Here is a 16,165-nt window from a genome sequence, read left to right as displayed (position 1 = left end):
CGACGGTACCTGGTCGACCTAAGCGGTTGCTGTGAGCGCTTCGGTGACTTCTTCGTCGGACACCTCGTGGAAGTCCTCGTAGTAGACGCTCACCGCGCCGAAGTCCGGTGGGCGTTGGGCACAGATGACCTGGTCCGCCTCTGCGGCGACCAGTTCGTACGCCTCCTGTGCGCCGACCGGGACGGCGACCACTACCCGGTGTGCCCCGAGTTGGCGGACGACCTCCACGGCGGCGCGGGCGGTCGCACCGGTGGCCAGGCCGTCGTCGATGATCAGCGCGGTCCGTCCGGTGAGGTCCAACTGTGCGCGGCCGCCTCGGTAGAGCCGCTCCCGTCGGGTCAGTTCGGCCTGCTCCCGTTGGCTGACCTCGGCGATGTCGTCGCTGCTGAGTCGGCTGGCGACCGCGTCGTTGAGCACCTGGACACCGCCTGGCCCGAGCGCGCCGAAGGCGACCTCCCGGGCCCACGGCATGCCGAGCTTGCGGACGACAAGCACGTCCAGTGGTGCGCCGAGTCGTTCGGCGACGACCTGGGCGACCGGTACGCCGCCACGGACGAGGCCGAGGACGACCACGTCCGGGTCGCCGACGAGTGCGGTGAGCCGCTCGGAGAGCACCCGGCCCGCGTCGGCCCGGTCGCGGTACGTCGTCATGCCTTCAGGTCTACGCCCTGGCGGGCCGTCGCGCCCAGCAGTTACGCCGATGTGGTCCGAGCGGACAGGTCGGGAAGCGCTGTGGTCGGCGTGTCGACCGGGCGGTGCAGGGCGGGTGCCCAGGTGAGCAGGGCCATCGGGTAGAGCAGATAGCCGAAGCGGGTCGAGGGCATCAGGGCGATGGCGGCGAGGAGCCCGTACCCGCAGATCAGCGTCGTGGCGACGGCGGTGCGGGGTGGGCGGCGGGCGAGCCGGACGGCGATGGCCACGCCGGCGGCGACGAGCAGCGCGGCGGCGACGAGCCGGCCGGCGGGGAGCGCGGTGGCGATCAGGTGGCCGGGGAAGGGGGACTGCGCGGGGCTGGTGACCAGGCCGTGGCCGAGGGGGAAGCGCAGCACGTTCTCGGTGAGCGCGTCGCTGTCGACGAGCATCGCGGGGATCAGGGCGGCGACGGGCAGGCCGATCGCGCCGGCGGCGACCCGGGTGCCGGCGCGTCGGGTCAGGCCCCAGACGATCAGGACCAGCGCCACCGGCCAGGCGAAGAGCTTCAGCGCGCCGGCCACCCCGATCGCGAGGCCGGCCCGGCCGGGTCGGTCGGTGGCGGCGAGGGCGAGGGCCAGCAGGCAGAGCGCGAGTACGGGGAGGTCGTCGCCGCCGGTGGCGAGGGTGAGGGCGCAGATGGGCAGTACGGTGGCGGCCTGCACGCCGCGCAGCAGCGCGGCGTCTCGCCGGTGAGCCTGCTGGGCGGGGAGGGCGGTGGCCGGTGTGGCGCGCAGGGCGGCGACGGCCACGGCGAGCGCCAGCAGGGTGCCGACCGCGAACCAGACCCGGGAGTCGGTCCACCAGGTGTCGATCAGGGCCCGGGGCAGGCCGAAGATCGCCATGCCGGGTTGGTACGGGGTGTAGCCGAGCAGTTGCTCGGCGGGGGGCAGGGCGGCGATCGCGTCGGGTCCGAGGTACGGCGTGCCGTGCTCCAGGAGGCGGGTGCCGGCGTGCTCCACGACCAGCACCTCCTCCTGTGCCCGGTCGGTGCGTCCGTTGGCCCGGTCGATGCTCTGCCAGAGCAGGGGCAGTAGCGCGGTGCTCGCCCAGGTGAGACCGGTGATCGTCCAGCGGGCTCCCGGGCCGGCCAGCCGCGCGGTCGGGCGGTGCCGGCGCAGCAGGAGTTGGGTGATCACCGCCAGCGTCGCGACCAGGTACCCGACGGCGGCGACCGCGCCCCACGCCCGGTGCGGCAGCAGGGTCGACGTGACAGCGGTGATCGCGGCGAAGATGGTCGAGACGGCGTAGAGGCCGAGGTCGACGGCGAGTCCGCCGGCGGCGGTGTCGAGCGTCCGCCAGGGCCAGGGCCAGGGACGGCGGCGGGCGGTCGGGGCGTCGGCGATCACGGGCGCCAGTCTGGCAGACGGGGTCGTACCTGCACCGGACCGTGTGGCGCGGTCGGCCGGTGCCGCTCAGGCGGGCAGGTGCGGGAGGCGCGCACGGCCGGGCTGGCGGCGGTTCTGGCTCAACCGGATCACCGCGCCGGCGTCGTGCAGGGGCGCCACGAGGGCGCCGGGACGCCCGCCGGAGCCACGCTGCATCGCCGCGAGGAGGGTGCCGGCGGGCACCGGCCGCGCGAACAGGTGGCCCTGGCCGGCGACGCAGCCCAACTCCCAGAGGGCCCGCCGTTGCGGCTCGCTCTCCACCCCCTCGGCCACCACCGCCAGGTTGAGACTGCGACCCAGGTCGAGGGTGGAGCGGATGACGGCGGCGGCCTCCGCGGAGCTTTCCATCGTCGTCACGAAGCTTCGGTCGATCTTCAACTCGTGCACCGGGATGCGGGAGAGGAGCGAGAGCGAGGAGTAGCCGGTGCCGAAGTCGTCAAGCGCCAACCGGACGCCCTCGTCACGGAGCCGGCTGAGCACGCGGTCGACCACGTCGAGTTGGCTGAGCGTCAGCGTCTCGGTCAACTCCAGCACCAGCCGGTCCGCCGGGAGGTCGTGGGCGCGCAGGCGGGCCAGCACCGAGCCGGGGAACCGCGCGTCGAGGAGGCTGCGGGGGGACACGTTTACCGCGACCGGTACGTCGAAGCCGGCGTCCCGCCAGGTGCCGGCCGCGATCAGCGCCTGGTCGAGGATCGCTTCGGCGAAGGCCGGCAGCAGACCGGACCGTTCCACCGCCTCCAGGAAGCGCAGCGGGTCGATCATGCCGTGGGTGGGGTGCCGCCAGCGGGCCAACGCCTCCGCGCTTGTCACCTCGCCGGTGCCCAGGTCGACGATCGGTTGGAAGTTGACGATGAACTCGTGGTCGGCGACCGCCCGGGGCAGGTCACCGCCGAGCGCGAGTCGACCCAGGTCAGCGGTGTCCCGGGTCGTGGCGTAGGTGGAGATTCTCTGCCCGGCACGCTTCGCCTGGTACATGGCCACGTCGGCGCGGCGCAACAGCTCGGCCATGCCACCGCTGGCCGGGGCGACGGAGATGCCGCCGCTGGCCTCGACGCTGATCCGCATGCCGTCCAGCTCGAACGGCTCGTGCAGAGCGGCGAGCAGCGACTCGGCCCGGTGCGCGGCCACCGCCGGGGCCGGCAGCCCGCGCAGGAGTACGGCGAACTCGTCGCCGCCGAGGCGGGCCACCAGGTCGCTCGCCTGCGCGGCGCCCCGTAACCGGTCGGCGACCTGCACCAGCACCTGGTCGCCGGCGGCGTGACCGAGGGTGTCGTTGACCTCCTTGAAGTGGTTGAGGTCGATCAGCACCAGTGCGGTCACCCCGTCGGCGTGGCGGGCGCTCAACTGCTCGGTGCCCTCGTCGAGGAGGTGCCGGCGGTTGGCCAGCCCGGTCAGCGCGTCGTGGGCGGCTGCGTACGCGTGTTCGTTGGCCACCCGGGCCAGTTCGGCGTACGCCTGGGCGTTGCGCACGGCCGTGCAGAGCGCGGAGGCGAACGTGCGCAGCGTGTACTGCTCCCGTTCGGAGAGCTGCACCGGGCCGCGGAAGCGCAGTCGTAGCACGCCGACGTCGACGGTGCGGTCGTGCCCTTCGAGCGGGGTGGGGACGACGGTGCCGTCCACGTCGGTGGGCTTGCCGATGGGGCCGTCGAAGGTGATGCCGCCGGTGCCGCCGCGCACGGCACGGTCGCCGTCGCGCAGCTCGATCTCGACCTCGTCGGCGGAGAACAGCTCGGCGGCCTGGGTGACGGCGGTGGTGAGGACGGTGTCGAGGTCGACAACGTTGAGCGCGTCGGTGGTGCGGGCGAGGCGCTGCCACGCCTGCTGTTCGGTCCGGGAACGGATTCTTGTGGAGTAGGCCAGGTGCAGGCTGAGCACGAGTGGCGGAATGGCCAACAGGAGTTTGAAGTTCGCGTCGAGGATCAGCAGCGTGCAGACCGCCACGATGAACCGCACGGCGAAGCCGGCGAGTCGGAGGTCGAGGTTGGTCCGGAACTGCTTGGAAATCTTGGTGGAGGAGGCCAGCGCGATGACCGGGATGGCCAGCAGGTCGTCCAGCAGTGCCGCGACCAGGTACGAGGCAGCCACCGGCACTATCAGGGCGACGGTGCTCTCCGGTGGCCAGGTCCAGGTCGTCATTGCCAGCGTGATGCCGGCACCCCAGGCCACAATGACGTTCTTGCCCACACTGAAGGCCATCTTGATCGGCGGCAGCCGGAGCGAGGCGAAGGTGATGCCCACTGCGGTGCAGAGGACCACCGACTGGGCCGGAGCGATGGCGAGGCCGATGATGATCGCGGCCTCGGTCCAACTGATCGAGTGGGTGGTGGACCGGATTCGTACTCTCGCCTTGACCAGGGTTCCCAGCGCGATGGCGATGGTGAGCGCGACGAGGATCGCGATGTCGGTCGGCGTGGCGGTCATCGCCGAGCGTGCCGCGACCGGTAGTGACGTGGCCGTGATGATAGTCGCTACAACGACGACGAGACCGACGAGCAGCCGTAGCCGCCGATCGGTCTCAATCTCTCGTCGCTGAGGAAGGGTCATGCCACTCCCGAAGGCCTGCCTCTGCCGTGCTCGTAGCCTACCGCTCGAGGCTCGTGCACGTCCCCAGTCGAGGGGTCAGTTCCACTCGCTGCCGCGCATCGCGTTGCCCCCTTCTCGCTAAGCCAATTCGAGGACCTTCCAAACGGGAGGTCTTCCTCGGAAAGGCAGCTTAAGAGAAGGATTGGCGGCTTAGAAAGAATAAATGTCGGTATGCGCAACATTAGCCAAGATGGAGGCCTTTTGTGACGTTCTGTCCATCGCTGCTGAACGGAGTGCGGTCGAACTCGCCTGCGTTGGATTCGTGGGACAGCGAGTAACTGCAGACGGTATCCGACGAGGTGACGGTCGCGTTATTCGCTAGGTCCGCGGTAGCCGGGAGTTGCCTCATCCGGAGTTTGGACAGGCGTGAAGGCGGCGTGGGCAGAGTTGACGCGTCCGGGGTGTCGGGCAGGCGGGGTAAAGGTGTCAGTCGGCGAGGATCAAGGGCGACGACGTGGAATTTGCGTCCCGGCCCGTGCCGATGCAACTTGCCGCCGACACGGTGCAGCTGCGGATAGGCAATCAAGCGGCCCTCCTCACGGTAATCCTGAAGTCACCAACAGCCATCTCCTTCGTCAGTGAGCAGCACGTCACCGAAGAGCATCGTAGGCATCGTTGCGTGATCGACTGAGTACGTGGCAGGGCAGGAACAGGGAACCGGTGGGGATTCGGGTTGTGGGCGACCTTTCGGTGCAACTGTCTACCCGCATGCTGCGCCTCGGTACGCCCCAAGTGGCAGCCAATCTTCGGGATGCGCACAGTGCAGCCCGGTCGGCTGGTGACATTGGACGACCTCGTCGATGAGTTATGGGCCGATTGCCCACCGCGATCAGCTGTGGCTAATGCGGCCAATCTGCGCTGGACTATCGAGGTTTCCCGAGCGGTCACGGTGCCATCGAACGCCAACGTAACGGCTATCGACTCGTTGCGGACCGGAGCGGGTCAACGTCTTTTGCTTGGCGCTGGAACGGAACGCGGTCGGGAAGCGCTGACGGCTGCTGACGCAACCCTGGCCGCAGAGCGTCGAACTGCCTGAACGGCGCGGGTCCCCGGCAACCCTCGGCGGCGGGTCGGTGAAAGGGATCGGCGTTCGACAGGTGCGCCGTCGGCACCCGGCGCGGCGGTCAGCGCGACACCGCTCCTTCCGAACGCCGTCGTACCGCACCGATAGGCTCACGGCCGTGACCGAACCCGCGCAGCTCAGCCACGTCGACCGCGCCGGCGCGGCCCGCATGGTCGACGTCTCCGACAAGGCCGTGACGGGCCGGTTGGCCGTCGCGGCCGGCCGTTTGCGGACCACACCCGAGGTCATCGACCTGCTGCACCGCGACGGGCTGCCCAAGGGCGACGCGTTGGCGGTCGGTCGGCTGGCCGGGATCATGGGCGCGAAGCGCACCCCCGACCTGATCCCGCTGTGCCACCCGATCGCCCTGCACGGCGTCACTGTCGACCTGCGGTTGACCGCCGACACCGTGGAGATCACGGCCACCGCCCGCACGGCGGACCGCACGGGGGTGGAGATGGAGGCCCTCACGGCGGTCGCCGTCGCCGGTCTCGCCCTGATCGACATGGTCAAGGCGGTCGACCCGGCGGCCTCGGTGGAGGCGGTCCGGGTGCTGCGCAAGGAGGGCGGCAAGACCGGCGAGTGGGTCCGGCCGGAGGACCGGCCGTGATCCGGGCCCGGGTGATCGTCGCGTCCAACCGGGCCTCGGCCGGCGTCTACGCCGACACCAGCGGTCCGCTGCTCGTGGCCGGCCTGCGCGAGCTGGGATGCCAGGTCGACGAGCCGGTGGTGGTGCCCGACGGCGAGCCGGTCGGCGCGGCAGTGCTCGCCGCCCGCGCCGACGGTGTCGACGTGGTGCTGACCAGCGGTGGCACCGGGGTGACCCCGACGGATCGCACCCCGGACGTCACCCGGGGCCTGCTGGACTACGAGATCCCCGGCATCGCCGAGGCGATCCGCGCGCACAGCCGCGACCGGGTGCCGACCTCGGTGCTCTCCCGCGGCCTGGCCGGGGTCGCCGGCCGGATGCTGGTGGTCAACCTGCCCGGCTCGACCGGTGGCGCCCGGGACGGGTTGGCCGTGCTCGGGCCGATCCTCGGGCACACCGTCGACCAGCTTCGCGGCGGAGACCACTGAATCGGAGGCGGAGACCACCGGCCGGTCCACGCCAGGCTCGGACGGGTGTCGGTCCGTGCCGATAGGCTCGGCCGGTGAGCACGGAAACCGCACCCACAGCGGATCGGACCGCCGCACCTCCGCCAGCCGAGTGGGAGGAGGCGCGGTCGCGGGTCTACGCGGTCGGTCTGGCCGCCGCGCTGCCCGCCCTCGCCCGACCACTCGCCGACATCGACGGGTCGACCCTGGCCGAGCCGTTGACCACCCGCACCGACCTGCCCGCCTTCCCCACCTCCAGCGTGGACGGCTGGGCGGTGCGCGGCGGCAGCCCGTGGCGCATCGTCGGCCGGGTGTTGGCCGGCAGCACCCCCGCGCCGCTCACCGAGGACCACACGACCGTCGAGATCGCGACCGGGGCCATGGTGCCCGAGGGCGCCACCGCCGTGCTGCGGGTGGAGGAGTCCACGACTGTCGACGGTCTGGTCAGCGGCGTACCCCGGGAGACGCCGGAGTGGCGCGAGCCCGGCGAGGAGGCGTACGCCGATGAGGAGCTGTTGCCGGTCGGCACGCCGGTCGACCCGGCGGTGATCGGCCTGGCCGCCTCCTGCGGGCACGACACGCTGCGGGTCCGGCGGGCGCCGCGCGCCGCGCTGCTGGTCTTCGGCGACGAGTTGCTGACCGCGGGCCCGCCTGCGGCCGGTCGGGTCCGCGACGCGCTGGGTCCTGCCGTGCCGGCGTGGCTGCGGCGCTACGGCTGCCAGATCCGCCCATCGGACGTGGTCGGCCCGGTGGCCGACACACTGCCCGCGCACGTGGCGGCGCTGCGTTCGGCGCTGGCCAGTGCCGACCTGGTCTGCACCACCGGTGGCACGATGAACGGCCCGGTCGACCACCTGCACCCGACCCTGGAGGCGCTCGGCGCCGACTACGTGGTCAACACGGTGGCGGTCCGCCCGGGTTTCCCGATGCTGCTGGCCCGGCTGGCCGGCCACGACGGGCGGGTCCGGTTCGTGGCCGGGCTGCCGGGCAACCCGCAGTCCGCCATCGTCGCGCTGGTGTCGCTTGTCGCGCCGCTGCTCGCCGGCCTCCAGGGCCGCTCGATGCCGGTGCTGCCGCACGCCACGTTGGCCGAGGCGGTGCCCGGCCGCGGGGACCACACCCACCTGGCCCTCGTCCGACTGGACCGGGCCGCCGGGACCGCGTCCCCGGTGCGCCACGTCGGCTCGGCGATGCTGCGTGGCCTGGCCGGCGCGGACGGGTTCGCCGTCATCCGGCCCGGCACCAAAGGCGAGCAGGGCGACCGGGTGCCCATCGTGCCGTTGCCGCTGCTACCTGGGGAGCGTTCGTCATGACCGCGCCGACGATCACCTTCGGTGAGATCACCGATCAGCCGCTCGACCTCGCCACCCACGAGGCGGCGGTCGCCGACCGTCGGGCCGGCGCCGTGGTCTCCTTCCAGGGCGTGGTCCGCGACCACGATCACGGTCGGCAGGTCACCAGCCTGGAATACGAGGGCCACCCGAGTGCCGCGCAGGTGCTGCGCGAGGTGGCCGCCGAGATCGCCGCGGAGCCCGACGTCTACGCGGTGGCGGTCTCGCACCGGGTCGGCCCCCTGGCGATCGGTGACGTGGCGCTCGTCGCCGCGGTGAGCACGGCGCACCGGGCGGCGGCCTTCGCGGCCTGCGCCCGGCTCGTCGACGAGGCCAAGGCGCGCCTACCGATCTGGAAGCGGCAGGTCTTCACCGATGGCACCGAGGAATGGGTCAACTGCCCCTGACCGCTCAGCGGCGGCCGTTGACCGCCATGGTCCGGGCGAGCCGGTCGCCGTAGAACGCCGGCTCCGCGCCCGGACGCCAGGGCAGCGCGGCGACCAGCACGATGAGCGCGAGCGCGAGCGAGTTTTCCATCAGGGCTCCGAAGAGACCGTCCTGGTAGTGCGACATCTCCGGCAGCTGGTGCTCGTACGGCCAGATCGGGGAGATCAGGAAGAGCAGGTAGAGCCCGATCGCGGCGCCACCGTGCCGGAGCCCGGTCAGCGTCGGGTACCAGATCGGCGGCCGGAGCCCGTTGACCCCGGGCACCCCTCCGAACACGGGCCCCTGGCCGGCGCGCGGTGGCATCGTCCGGCTCGCCTCCCGGCGGCGCACGGCGGCGTCGGCCAGCACGATGATCGCCGGGATCACCCAGACCAGGTGGTGCGTCCAGGAGATCGGGCTGATCACGTTCGCGGTGAGGCCGACAAGTGTGAACGCGGTCAACTCGTCCCCGTCGGCGCGGGAGCTGGCCGCCCGGGACAGGCCCAGCGCCAGGACCAGCACCGAGAAGGCGAGCCAGAGCAGCCCGGGGGTCTCGATCGAGTCGTACAGGCGGGCGAGCAGGCCGGCGAGTGACTGGTTCGGCGTCATGTCCGCCGCGCCGACCCGCTCCGTCTGCCAGAGCACGCTGCCGAAGTACGTCCGCGACTCGTCACCGACGATCGCGAAGGTCGCCACCGTCACGCCGATCGCGGTGCCGATCGCGGTGGCCGCCACCCGCCACTGGCGGGTGATCAGCAGGTAGGCGATGAAGAGCGCCGGGGTGAGCTTGACCGCGGTGGCCAGGCCGATGCCGGCGCCGGCCCAGGCTCCGCCGTAGAGGAAGCGCAGGAGGGGGCCGTCCGTCGCGGCGTAGTGGGTGCCCCGGCGGGAGCGCCAGCGCAGGCCGATCAGATCAGCCATGATCAACGCGAACAGCAGGATGTTGACCTGGCCGTAGCCGAGCGTCTCCCGACCTGGCTCGATGGCGACCGCGAGCGGCACCGCCACGGCCACCGTGAACCACAGTGGCCACCCCAGCCGGTCCACGATGGGGCGGAGCAGCCCGGCCAGCACCAGCGCCAGCGCGGCGATGCTGGCGACGGCGTTGACCATGCCGGCGGCGTCGATCGGAAGCTGCGCCATCGGCAGCATGACCAGCCCGCCGAACGGCGGGTAGGTGAAACCGAGGGTGGTGCCGGGCGCGATGAACTCGTAGAGCTCATGACCGCTCGCCCACCACACCACGGCACCGTGGTAGATCTTCATGTCGAAGAAGTTGTACGGACGCCCGAACGCGCCGATGGCGAGCCATGCGGCGTAGGCGACGGCGGCCACGATGGCGCCCCGTACGACGTTCTTGCGATCGATCCGACGCGTCACGCGTTGGATTGGGGCGAGGCGGTCCGCCCGACTACCGACAGCCGTCGGCATGGCGTGGCCACCCCCATACCAAGGTCGTCCTACCCGTCCAGGTCCTGCACGGAGCCTAGAACGGCGCCTCACGTCAGTGCCTCCCGCGTTATGCGACCGTGTCCGATCCCACACATGTTTTTGACATTTCCACCGCGTTAACGCCTACCGGGTGGTTCAGGTAATTCGCGGCCTTAGCGGGGGGTGGGGATGGCGCGGAGAGGCATCGATGCAGGTCAGCCGGGCAGTCGACGTGCCGTGGACGCGGACCGGACGGCGATCCGGGCTTCTCGGCGGGCGGTTCGGACGGCGCGCTGCATGGAACGTCGAGAGTGGCCGATGCGGTGACCGGTCCGCCAGCGCAGACCAGGCTTGCCACCGGTGTCGGCGGCGGCCAACAGCAGACCGCCGAGGAGACCGAGGTTCTTCAGGGCGTGAATCTGGTTGTTGTTCTTGGCGATCGGGTCGTCGTTGTTCCAGAAGGGATGCCCGGCGATGGTCACCGGCACCAGCGTGCCGGCGAGGACCAGCGCGGCGGGTCGACTGAACCGCCCGGTGGCCAGCATCACCCCGGCGCTGACCTGCACCGCGGCGTTGAGTCGGATCAGCGTCTCGGTGTCGGTGGGGAAGCTCGGGTGCGCCTTCTTCAACAGTGGCGCGACCTTGTCGGTGACCGGTGCGGCGGCCTGCGCCAGCCGGGCCGGGTTGCGGAAGTTGCGATACCCGCTGACCACGAAGATGCCGCTCAACATGGCGCGGGCGAGGGAGCGTACGGGCGTCATGGATCAGTCATACCCCGTCGCGGCGTTTGCTACCCCGGCAACGGTCGGATCGGATCGGTGTTCATACACGTCGCCACGCCGATTCGAGCGACAGCCACGGATGGACCGGCCGCGGCGGGTAACGTCGCGCGGGTGACCACGCTGCGGCTACGCCCCGAGGACCCGGCCGACGCCGGTCCGCTCCGCCGCGTGCTGGCCACCGCTTTCGCCCGCCCCGACGTGGCGACGCCGCCGGAGGTGAGCCTGGTCGACGAGTTGCGCGGCACCGCCGCCTGGTTGCCGCAGCTCGCGATGGTCGCCGAGTACGGGGGCGAGGTGGTCGGGTACGCGCTGCTCACCCGGGTGCGGGTGCGGCCGGAGCGGGGCGCGGACGTGCCCGCCCTGGCGCTCGGTCCGGTGGCGGTCGCGCCACACCGACAGCGCGTCGGGCACGGCACCGCGGTCGTGCAGGCGGCCCTGGACGCGTCCACCGAGCTGGGTGAGCGGCTGGTCGTGGTCCTCGGCGACCCGGCGTTCTACCGCCGGTTCGGCTTCAGCGCCGCGGCGGAGCTGGGCCTGACCAGTCCGTGGGCCGGTCTCGGTGAGCCCTGGCAGGCGTTGGTGCTGCCGCCGTCCACCAGCGAGGAGGGTCCCCCGCCCCGCGGTGAGGTGCTCTTTCCGGCGCCCTGGTCGAAGGTCTGACCGCGTCCACGACCCGGTCGGCGGTCAGGCCGGCTGGGTGCGCAGGTACCTGCCGAAGTGCGGCACCGTGAACGCGACAGTGCCCCGCTCGCCGGAGTAGATCAGCCCTTTCTTGATCAGCGCGTCCCGCGCCGGGGAGAGGCTGGCGGGCTTGCGGCCGAGGGCCCGGGCGATCTCCGCGGTGGGCACCGCGGCGTCCATGTCGTCGCGGATCACCGCCCCGGACTCGTCCTCGACCGCGGACATCATGGCCATCGCCCGCATGTACTCGCGTTCGGCGGGGGTGGCCCGCTCGAACCGGGAGCCGAAGAAACCGACCGCCAGTTCGGCTTCCGCCTCGGGTGCGGCGACCCGTACGTCCGCCGCGGTGATCGGCGAGCGCGGCGCGTGGTCCCAGGTCGCCTTGCCGTACGCCTGGACGAAGTACGGATAGCCGCCGGACTTCTCGTAGAGCAGGTCGAGTGCCTTCTGCTCGTACTCGACGTCCTCGCGCTCGGCGGGTGCGCAGAGTGCCTGGTCGGCCGCGATCCGGTCGAGCCGGTCGATGCGTTGGTAGCGGAACAGCCGTTCGGAGTACGACTTGGCGGCGCTGAGCACCGCCGGCAGGTGCGGGAGGCCGGCGCCGACGACGATCAGCGGCGCGCCGAGTTGGGACAGCTCGTGGCAGGCCGCGCAGAGTGCCGACACGTCCTCCGGGCCGAGATCCTGCATCTCGTCGATGAAGATCGCGATGCCGGTGCCGACGTCACTGGCCACCGCGGCGGCGTCACTGAGCAGCTCGACAAGGTCGATCTCGATGTCGCCGGAGTCGGCCCGGCCGCTGGCCGCCGGCACGTCGATGCCGGGTTGCCACCGGTCGCGCAGCTTCGGGGTGGCGCCGGCCCGGCCGGTCGGGGTGGACCGTTGGGCGAACGCCTTGAGGACGCCGAGGAACGCGTCGATCCGGTCGGGTGCGCGGTGTCGGGGCGCCAGCTCCCGGACCGCCATGTGCAGCGCGGCGGCGACCGGGCGGCGCAACGACTGGTCCGGTCGTGCCTCGATCTTGCCGCTGCCCCAGAGGTGGTTGATCGCCTGCGACCGGAGGGTGTTGAGCAGAACCGTCTTGCCGACGCCACGCAGCCCGGTGAGCATCAGGCTGCGTTCGGGTCGTCCCCGTGCGATGCGTTCGAGCACGATGTCGAAGACGTCCAGCTCCCGCCCCCGCCCGGCGAGTTCGGGCGGACGCTGGCCGGCGCCCGGCGCGTACGGGTTGCGGACCGGATCCACGCATCGCAGAGTATCGGGCCGTCTAGCTGCGGGGCTAGACATGGATAGATGGGGCTATCGGCGTGTCGAGACCGTCGACAAGAAACTAGGGCTGTCTAGCGTCCACGCTAGACAGCCCTAGTTTTCGTAATCGGACTACCGCTTCCGCAGGCACAGCACGTAGTCGAACAGGTCCACCGAGTTGTCGTGCACGTAGGTCGCGTTCGCCTGGGGTGCCAGCGACTCGCACCGGTCCGCGTCGGTGGTCGCCGCGATCCGCAGCAACACCTGATAGGTGTCCGGGCCGCACGGCACCTTGCGCAACTCCGCCTCCTGGTCGGTGCCCTCGTTCACCACGCAGTCGCCAGTGGCGACCTCGTCGTCCGGCGTCGGCGGGGCCGACCTCGGCGCGTCGGTGGGCAGGGCCGGCGGGACGACCGGCGCGCTCGTCGACGGCGTGCGCGTGTCGTCGGCGGCGTCGGCGACCCTCCAGACCGCCCAACCGGCCAGGCCGAGGCACGGGCAGAGCACGAGCAGCACCACCAGCGCGACGATGAGGGCGACGTTGCGGCCGGTCTTCCGTACCGGTGCGACGGGTGGCATACCGTAACCGCCGGGCGGCGGCTGTCCCCACGGTGCGGGCGGCTGACCCGGCATCGGCCCGGCCGGTGGGAACGGCCCGGGTGGCGGGTAGCCCGGACCGGAGGACGGCGGCGGGCCCCACCCCGGTGCGGCGGGCGGCGTCGCGGCGGGCGGCGGCGGGCCCCACTGCTGCCTGGTCGGATCTTCGGCGGGCGGCGGGGCGCCCCACTGCGGCACTGTCGGGTCGACCGCTGGCGGGCCGTCGGGGTCGGTGGGCGGGCGCTGGTACGGGTCGTCCGGCTGATCGGAGCCCGCTGGTCCGTAGGTCGTCATGTCATCCCCGGGGGTGGGTTGTCTCAGCGTTGCTTCAGGCAGAGGACGAAGTCGAGGGTGTCCAGCTCACTGTCGAAGAAGTACCAGTTGGTGTAACCCTTGACCTTGTCGCACTTGGCCTCGGCGTCCCGCTCGCCGCTTGTCGCGCCGTCGATCCGGCTCAACACCTCGTACGACTTCGCGGCACACTCGCTGATCAGCAGCTTGGGCTTGCCGTCCGCCGCGGCGTCGTTGCGGACGCACTGACCGACCTTCGCGAACCGGGGATCGGCCGACGACTCCGGGGCTGGGGCGCTCGGTGCCGGCGCGGTCCCGTCGGCGTCGGCGCTGGGCTCCAACGCGGCGGTCGAGTTGGTCGGCGCGGCCACCGGAGCCGGGTCGTTCTGCCCGCGACGGAACCAGAACGTGCCACCGACAGCCACCAGCAGCAGTACGACCGCCAGCACTGCGATGAGCGGCCCCCGACCGCGCCGGCCCGGTGCCGGGGTGGGAGCCGGGCCGTACGGGTCCTCGTCGGGCCGGTACGGCTGCCCGCCGTACCCCGGATTCGTCCCGGTCGGCTGGTACGCGCCGCCGTAGGGCGCTCCCGAGCCGCCCCCGTAGGGCGCGGTGGGCGGACCGCCGTACGGCCCGGGTCGTTCCTGGGGCGCCGGCGGGTACGACGGCGCCGCCGGCGGGTACGGCCCGGGTGCCGGCGGGTAGGGCTGCTGCACCGGCCGGCCGGGCCTCTCGTCCGGTCGCTGCCCGCGCCACGGTCCCGGGTCGCCGCCTCCGGGTGGTCCGTAGTTCGTCATGCCGCCCTCCTGCACAAGTGGTGAGAGCCTGGCCACCGGTACGCGACGCGGACTCCCACGTCACCGTAGCGTGGTCCCCTGATGAGCCCACCTCCACCGAGCGCCGCAGCCGCCGTCGGCCGCCGCGCTGACCTCGCACCGACAGTGATCTGGACCGCGTTGATCGTGGTCTACCTCCTCTGGGGATCCACCTATCTGGCCATCCGGATCACCGTGGAGACGCTGCCACCGCTGCTGTCGGCCACCCTGCGATTCGCCGTCGCCGGCCTGGTTCTGGCGGTGGTGCTGCGGCTGCGCCGGGGCCCCGGCGCGCTGCGGGTGGAGCGGCGGCAGCTCGTCTCGGCCGCGCTGGTCGGGGTGCTCCTGCTCGCCGGCGGCAATGGCCTGGTGGTGCTCGCCGAAGCCGGGCCGCCCGGGGTGGCGCTCCCGTCCGGGATCGCCGCGCTGCTGGTGGCGACAGTGCCGTTGCTCGTGGTGTTGTTGCGCGCCGCCACCGGGGACCGCCCGCCGATCTGGACGTTCGCCGGGGTCACAGTGGGTTTCGTCGGCCTGGTCCTGCTGGTGCTGCCCGCCGGCAGTTCGGACGCCGTACCCCTGGTCGGGGCGTTGACAGTGGTGGCGGGGGCGGTCTCCTGGTCGGTCGGGTCGTTCCTGTCCGGCCGGATCCGGATGCCCGCCGACCCCTTCGTGGCAACGGTGTACGAGATGCTGGCCGGCGCGCTCGTGCTGGCCGTCATCGCCGCCGGGCGAGGCGAGCTGAGCGACTTCCACCCGGCGGCGGTGAGCACCCGCTCGTGGCTGGCGCTCGGTTACCTCATGGTGGCGGGCTCACTGGTGGCCTTCACCGCGTACGTCTGGCTCCTGCACAACGCGCCCATCTCGCTGGTGTCGACGTACGCCTACGTCAACCCGGCCGTCGCGGTGGCGCTCGGCGCGCTGCTGGTGGCCGAGCCGATCACTCCGCAGGTGCTGCTCGGCGGCGCGGTCATCGTCGCCGGGGTCGCTCTGGTGGTGAGCACCGAACGGCCGCGCCGGGCGGGCACGGGTTCGCGATCGGGGGCCACGCCGGGGAGCGACCGCCAGTAACGTCCGGGCCATGTCGGCCGCCGCGCTGGTGTCGATCGCGCTGCTGGGGGCGTTTGTCGGTCTCGTCGTACCTTCGGTGTCGTGGCGTTTCGCCACGGCGGACGCCAGGCCACCGGCGTTCCCGGGGCCGCGGCCGATCCGACGGCAGTGGGTCGACCCGATGGTGGCGACAAGCGTCTTCGTCGGCCTTGCCGTCGCTGTGGGTGACGACCCGGCGCTGCCGGTCTTCCTCGCGGTCGCGGCGGTCGGGCTGGTGCTGGCGCGGGTCGACCTGGCCTGCCTGCGGCTGCCCGACCCGTTGGTCCTCGCCGCCGGGCTGCTGGCCTGCGGGGGTCTGACCGCCGCGGCGTTGCTGTCCGGCACTGCCGGCCGGCTGCTCGGCGCGCTGGGTGGTGCGATTGTCGCGGCCGCGGCGCACGTGCTGCTGGCCCTGTTGCCCGGCTCACGACTGGGCTTCGGGGACGTGAAACTCGCCGCCGTCCTCGGCCTGCCGCTCGGCTGGTTGGGCAGGGATGCCCTGCTTGCCGGGCTGCTCCTGCCACACTTGCTGCACGGCGGTCTGGTGCTCGGTCTCCTTGCCGCGCGGCGGGTCCGCCGGCACACACTGCTGCCGCTCGGCCCGGCCCTGCTGGTGGGTGCCTGGCTCGCCGTTCTTCTCGACTGACCGGCCGCACCC

Annotated in this window: 15 protein-coding genes and 1 pseudogene; 8 read left to right on the top strand and 8 right to left on the bottom strand. The window is 72.2% G+C overall.

What is annotated here, in order from left to right:
* Positions 1–18 precede the first annotated feature (18 nt).
* From ACQPWW_RS34235 to ACQPWW_RS34225, 3 genes are all read right to left on the bottom strand, one after another.
* A complete protein-coding gene (locus ACQPWW_RS34235; RefSeq protein WP_433127914.1) occupies positions 19–651 on the bottom strand; it encodes a phosphoribosyltransferase in 633 nt (210 codons plus the stop codon).
* A gap of 41 nt (positions 652–692) precedes the next feature.
* Positions 693–2,039, bottom strand: coding sequence for a glycosyltransferase family 87 protein (locus ACQPWW_RS34230; protein ID WP_433127913.1), 1,347 nt, complete (start codon positions 2,037–2,039; stop codon positions 693–695).
* Between the two features lie 66 nt (positions 2,040–2,105).
* Positions 2,106–4,622: a putative bifunctional diguanylate cyclase/phosphodiesterase gene (locus tag ACQPWW_RS34225; RefSeq protein ID WP_433127912.1), complete on the bottom strand. Its 2,517-nt coding sequence runs from the start codon at positions 4,620–4,622 to the stop codon at positions 2,106–2,108.
* Between the two features lie 493 nt (positions 4,623–5,115).
* Here ACQPWW_RS34225 and ACQPWW_RS34220 point away from each other — a divergent pair, with 493 nt between their 5' ends.
* From ACQPWW_RS34220 to ACQPWW_RS34200, 5 genes are all read left to right on the top strand, one after another.
* The gene (locus ACQPWW_RS34220) at positions 5,116–5,292 is read left to right on the top strand and encodes a hypothetical protein (protein WP_433127911.1); all 177 of its coding nucleotides are present in this window, start codon (positions 5,116–5,118) and stop codon (positions 5,290–5,292) included.
* Positions 5,293–5,842: 550 nt separating this feature from the next.
* The gene (moaC, locus tag ACQPWW_RS34215; RefSeq protein WP_433127910.1) at positions 5,843–6,334 is read left to right on the top strand and encodes a cyclic pyranopterin monophosphate synthase MoaC; all 492 of its coding nucleotides are present in this window, start codon (positions 5,843–5,845) and stop codon (positions 6,332–6,334) included.
* The gene (locus ACQPWW_RS34210) at positions 6,331–6,801 is read left to right on the top strand and encodes a MogA/MoaB family molybdenum cofactor biosynthesis protein (RefSeq protein WP_433127909.1); all 471 of its coding nucleotides are present in this window, start codon (positions 6,331–6,333) and stop codon (positions 6,799–6,801) included. Before moaC ends, ACQPWW_RS34210 begins: the two co-directional genes overlap by 4 nt.
* Positions 6,802–6,875: 74 nt before the next feature.
* On the top strand, positions 6,876–8,132 hold the full coding sequence (locus ACQPWW_RS34205) for a molybdopterin molybdotransferase MoeA (protein ID WP_433127908.1): 1,257 nt from the start codon (positions 6,876–6,878) through the stop codon (positions 8,130–8,132).
* Positions 8,129–8,557, top strand: a complete 429-nt coding sequence (locus ACQPWW_RS34200; protein WP_357411229.1) for a molybdenum cofactor biosynthesis protein MoaE — start codon at positions 8,129–8,131, stop codon at positions 8,555–8,557. The genes ACQPWW_RS34205 and ACQPWW_RS34200 overlap by 4 nt, the downstream gene beginning before the upstream one ends.
* Positions 8,558–8,561: 4 nt before the next feature.
* Here ACQPWW_RS34200 and ACQPWW_RS34195 read toward each other — a convergent pair whose 3' ends face one another.
* Together ACQPWW_RS34195 and ACQPWW_RS34190 are read right to left on the bottom strand one after the other, a co-directional pair.
* Positions 8,562–10,007: a glycosyltransferase 87 family protein gene (locus ACQPWW_RS34195; protein ID WP_433127907.1), complete on the bottom strand. Its 1,446-nt coding sequence runs from the start codon at positions 10,005–10,007 to the stop codon at positions 8,562–8,564.
* 215 nt (positions 10,008–10,222) lie between these two features.
* Positions 10,223–10,768 carry a DoxX family protein gene (locus tag ACQPWW_RS34190; protein ID WP_433127906.1) on the bottom strand — a complete coding sequence of 182 codons (546 nt, stop codon included), beginning with the start codon at positions 10,766–10,768 and terminating at the stop codon, positions 10,223–10,225.
* A gap of 132 nt (positions 10,769–10,900) precedes the next feature.
* On the opposite strand from ACQPWW_RS34190, the gene ACQPWW_RS34185 reads away from it, so the two are divergent.
* The gene (locus tag ACQPWW_RS34185; RefSeq protein WP_433127905.1) at positions 10,901–11,449 is read left to right on the top strand and encodes a GNAT family N-acetyltransferase; all 549 of its coding nucleotides are present in this window, start codon (positions 10,901–10,903) and stop codon (positions 11,447–11,449) included.
* Positions 11,450–11,473: 24 nt separating this feature from the next.
* On the opposite strand, the gene ACQPWW_RS34180 is transcribed toward ACQPWW_RS34185, so the two are convergent.
* From ACQPWW_RS34180 to ACQPWW_RS34170, 3 genes and pseudogenes are all read right to left on the bottom strand, one after another.
* Complete coding sequence (locus tag ACQPWW_RS34180; RefSeq protein WP_433127904.1) at positions 11,474–12,715, bottom strand: AAA family ATPase; 1,242 nt, start codon at positions 12,713–12,715, stop codon at positions 11,474–11,476.
* A gap of 135 nt (positions 12,716–12,850) precedes the next feature.
* Positions 12,851–13,609 carry an LppU/SCO3897 family protein gene (locus tag ACQPWW_RS34175; RefSeq protein WP_433127903.1) on the bottom strand — a complete coding sequence of 253 codons (759 nt, stop codon included), beginning with the start codon at positions 13,607–13,609 and terminating at the stop codon, positions 12,851–12,853.
* Positions 13,610–13,632: 23 nt separating this feature from the next.
* Positions 13,633–14,094, bottom strand: a pseudogene (locus ACQPWW_RS34170) (LppU/SCO3897 family protein); the annotation flags it as partial.
* A 390-nt stretch (positions 14,095–14,484) separates the two neighbouring features.
* Here ACQPWW_RS34170 and ACQPWW_RS34165 point away from each other — a divergent pair.
* Together ACQPWW_RS34165 and ACQPWW_RS34160 are read left to right on the top strand one after the other, a co-directional pair.
* On the top strand, positions 14,485–15,489 hold the full coding sequence (locus ACQPWW_RS34165; RefSeq protein ID WP_433127902.1) for an EamA family transporter: 1,005 nt from the start codon (positions 14,485–14,487) through the stop codon (positions 15,487–15,489).
* 10 nt (positions 15,490–15,499) lie between these two features.
* Complete coding sequence (locus ACQPWW_RS34160; RefSeq protein ID WP_433127901.1) at positions 15,500–16,153, top strand: prepilin peptidase; 654 nt, start codon at positions 15,500–15,502, stop codon at positions 16,151–16,153.
* Positions 16,154–16,165 lie beyond the last annotated feature (12 nt).

Origin of the sequence: Micromonospora sp. CA-240977 (genome assembly GCF_050942285.1) — a bacterium.
Taxonomy (GTDB): Bacteria; Actinomycetota; Actinomycetes; order Mycobacteriales; family Micromonosporaceae; genus Micromonospora.
The sequence above is the reverse complement of the archived record's forward strand: the minus strand, read 5'-3'. Positions and strand labels throughout refer to the sequence as shown.

Excerpts from the sequence above, each read along its gene's own strand:
- ACQPWW_RS34160 (WP_433127901.1), top strand. The coding sequence starts at position 15,500 with ATGTCGGCCGCCGCGCTGGTGTCGATCGCGCTGCTGGGGGCGTTTGTC.
- ACQPWW_RS34235 (WP_433127914.1), bottom strand. The coding sequence starts at position 651 with ATGACGACGTACCGCGACCGGGCCGACGCGGGCCGGGTGCTCTCCGAG.
- ACQPWW_RS34175 (WP_433127903.1), bottom strand. The coding sequence starts at position 13,609 with ATGACGACCTACGGACCAGCGGGCTCCGATCAGCCGGACGACCCGTAC.
- ACQPWW_RS34165 (WP_433127902.1), top strand. The coding sequence starts at position 14,485 with ATGAGCCCACCTCCACCGAGCGCCGCAGCCGCCGTCGGCCGCCGCGCT.
- ACQPWW_RS34195 (WP_433127907.1), bottom strand. The coding sequence starts at position 10,007 with ATGCCGACGGCTGTCGGTAGTCGGGCGGACCGCCTCGCCCCAATCCAA.
- ACQPWW_RS34200 (WP_357411229.1), top strand. The coding sequence starts at position 8,129 with ATGACCGCGCCGACGATCACCTTCGGTGAGATCACCGATCAGCCGCTC.
- ACQPWW_RS34190 (WP_433127906.1), bottom strand. The coding sequence starts at position 10,768 with ATGACGCCCGTACGCTCCCTCGCCCGCGCCATGTTGAGCGGCATCTTC.
- ACQPWW_RS34225 (WP_433127912.1), bottom strand. The coding sequence starts at position 4,622 with ATGACCCTTCCTCAGCGACGAGAGATTGAGACCGATCGGCGGCTACGG.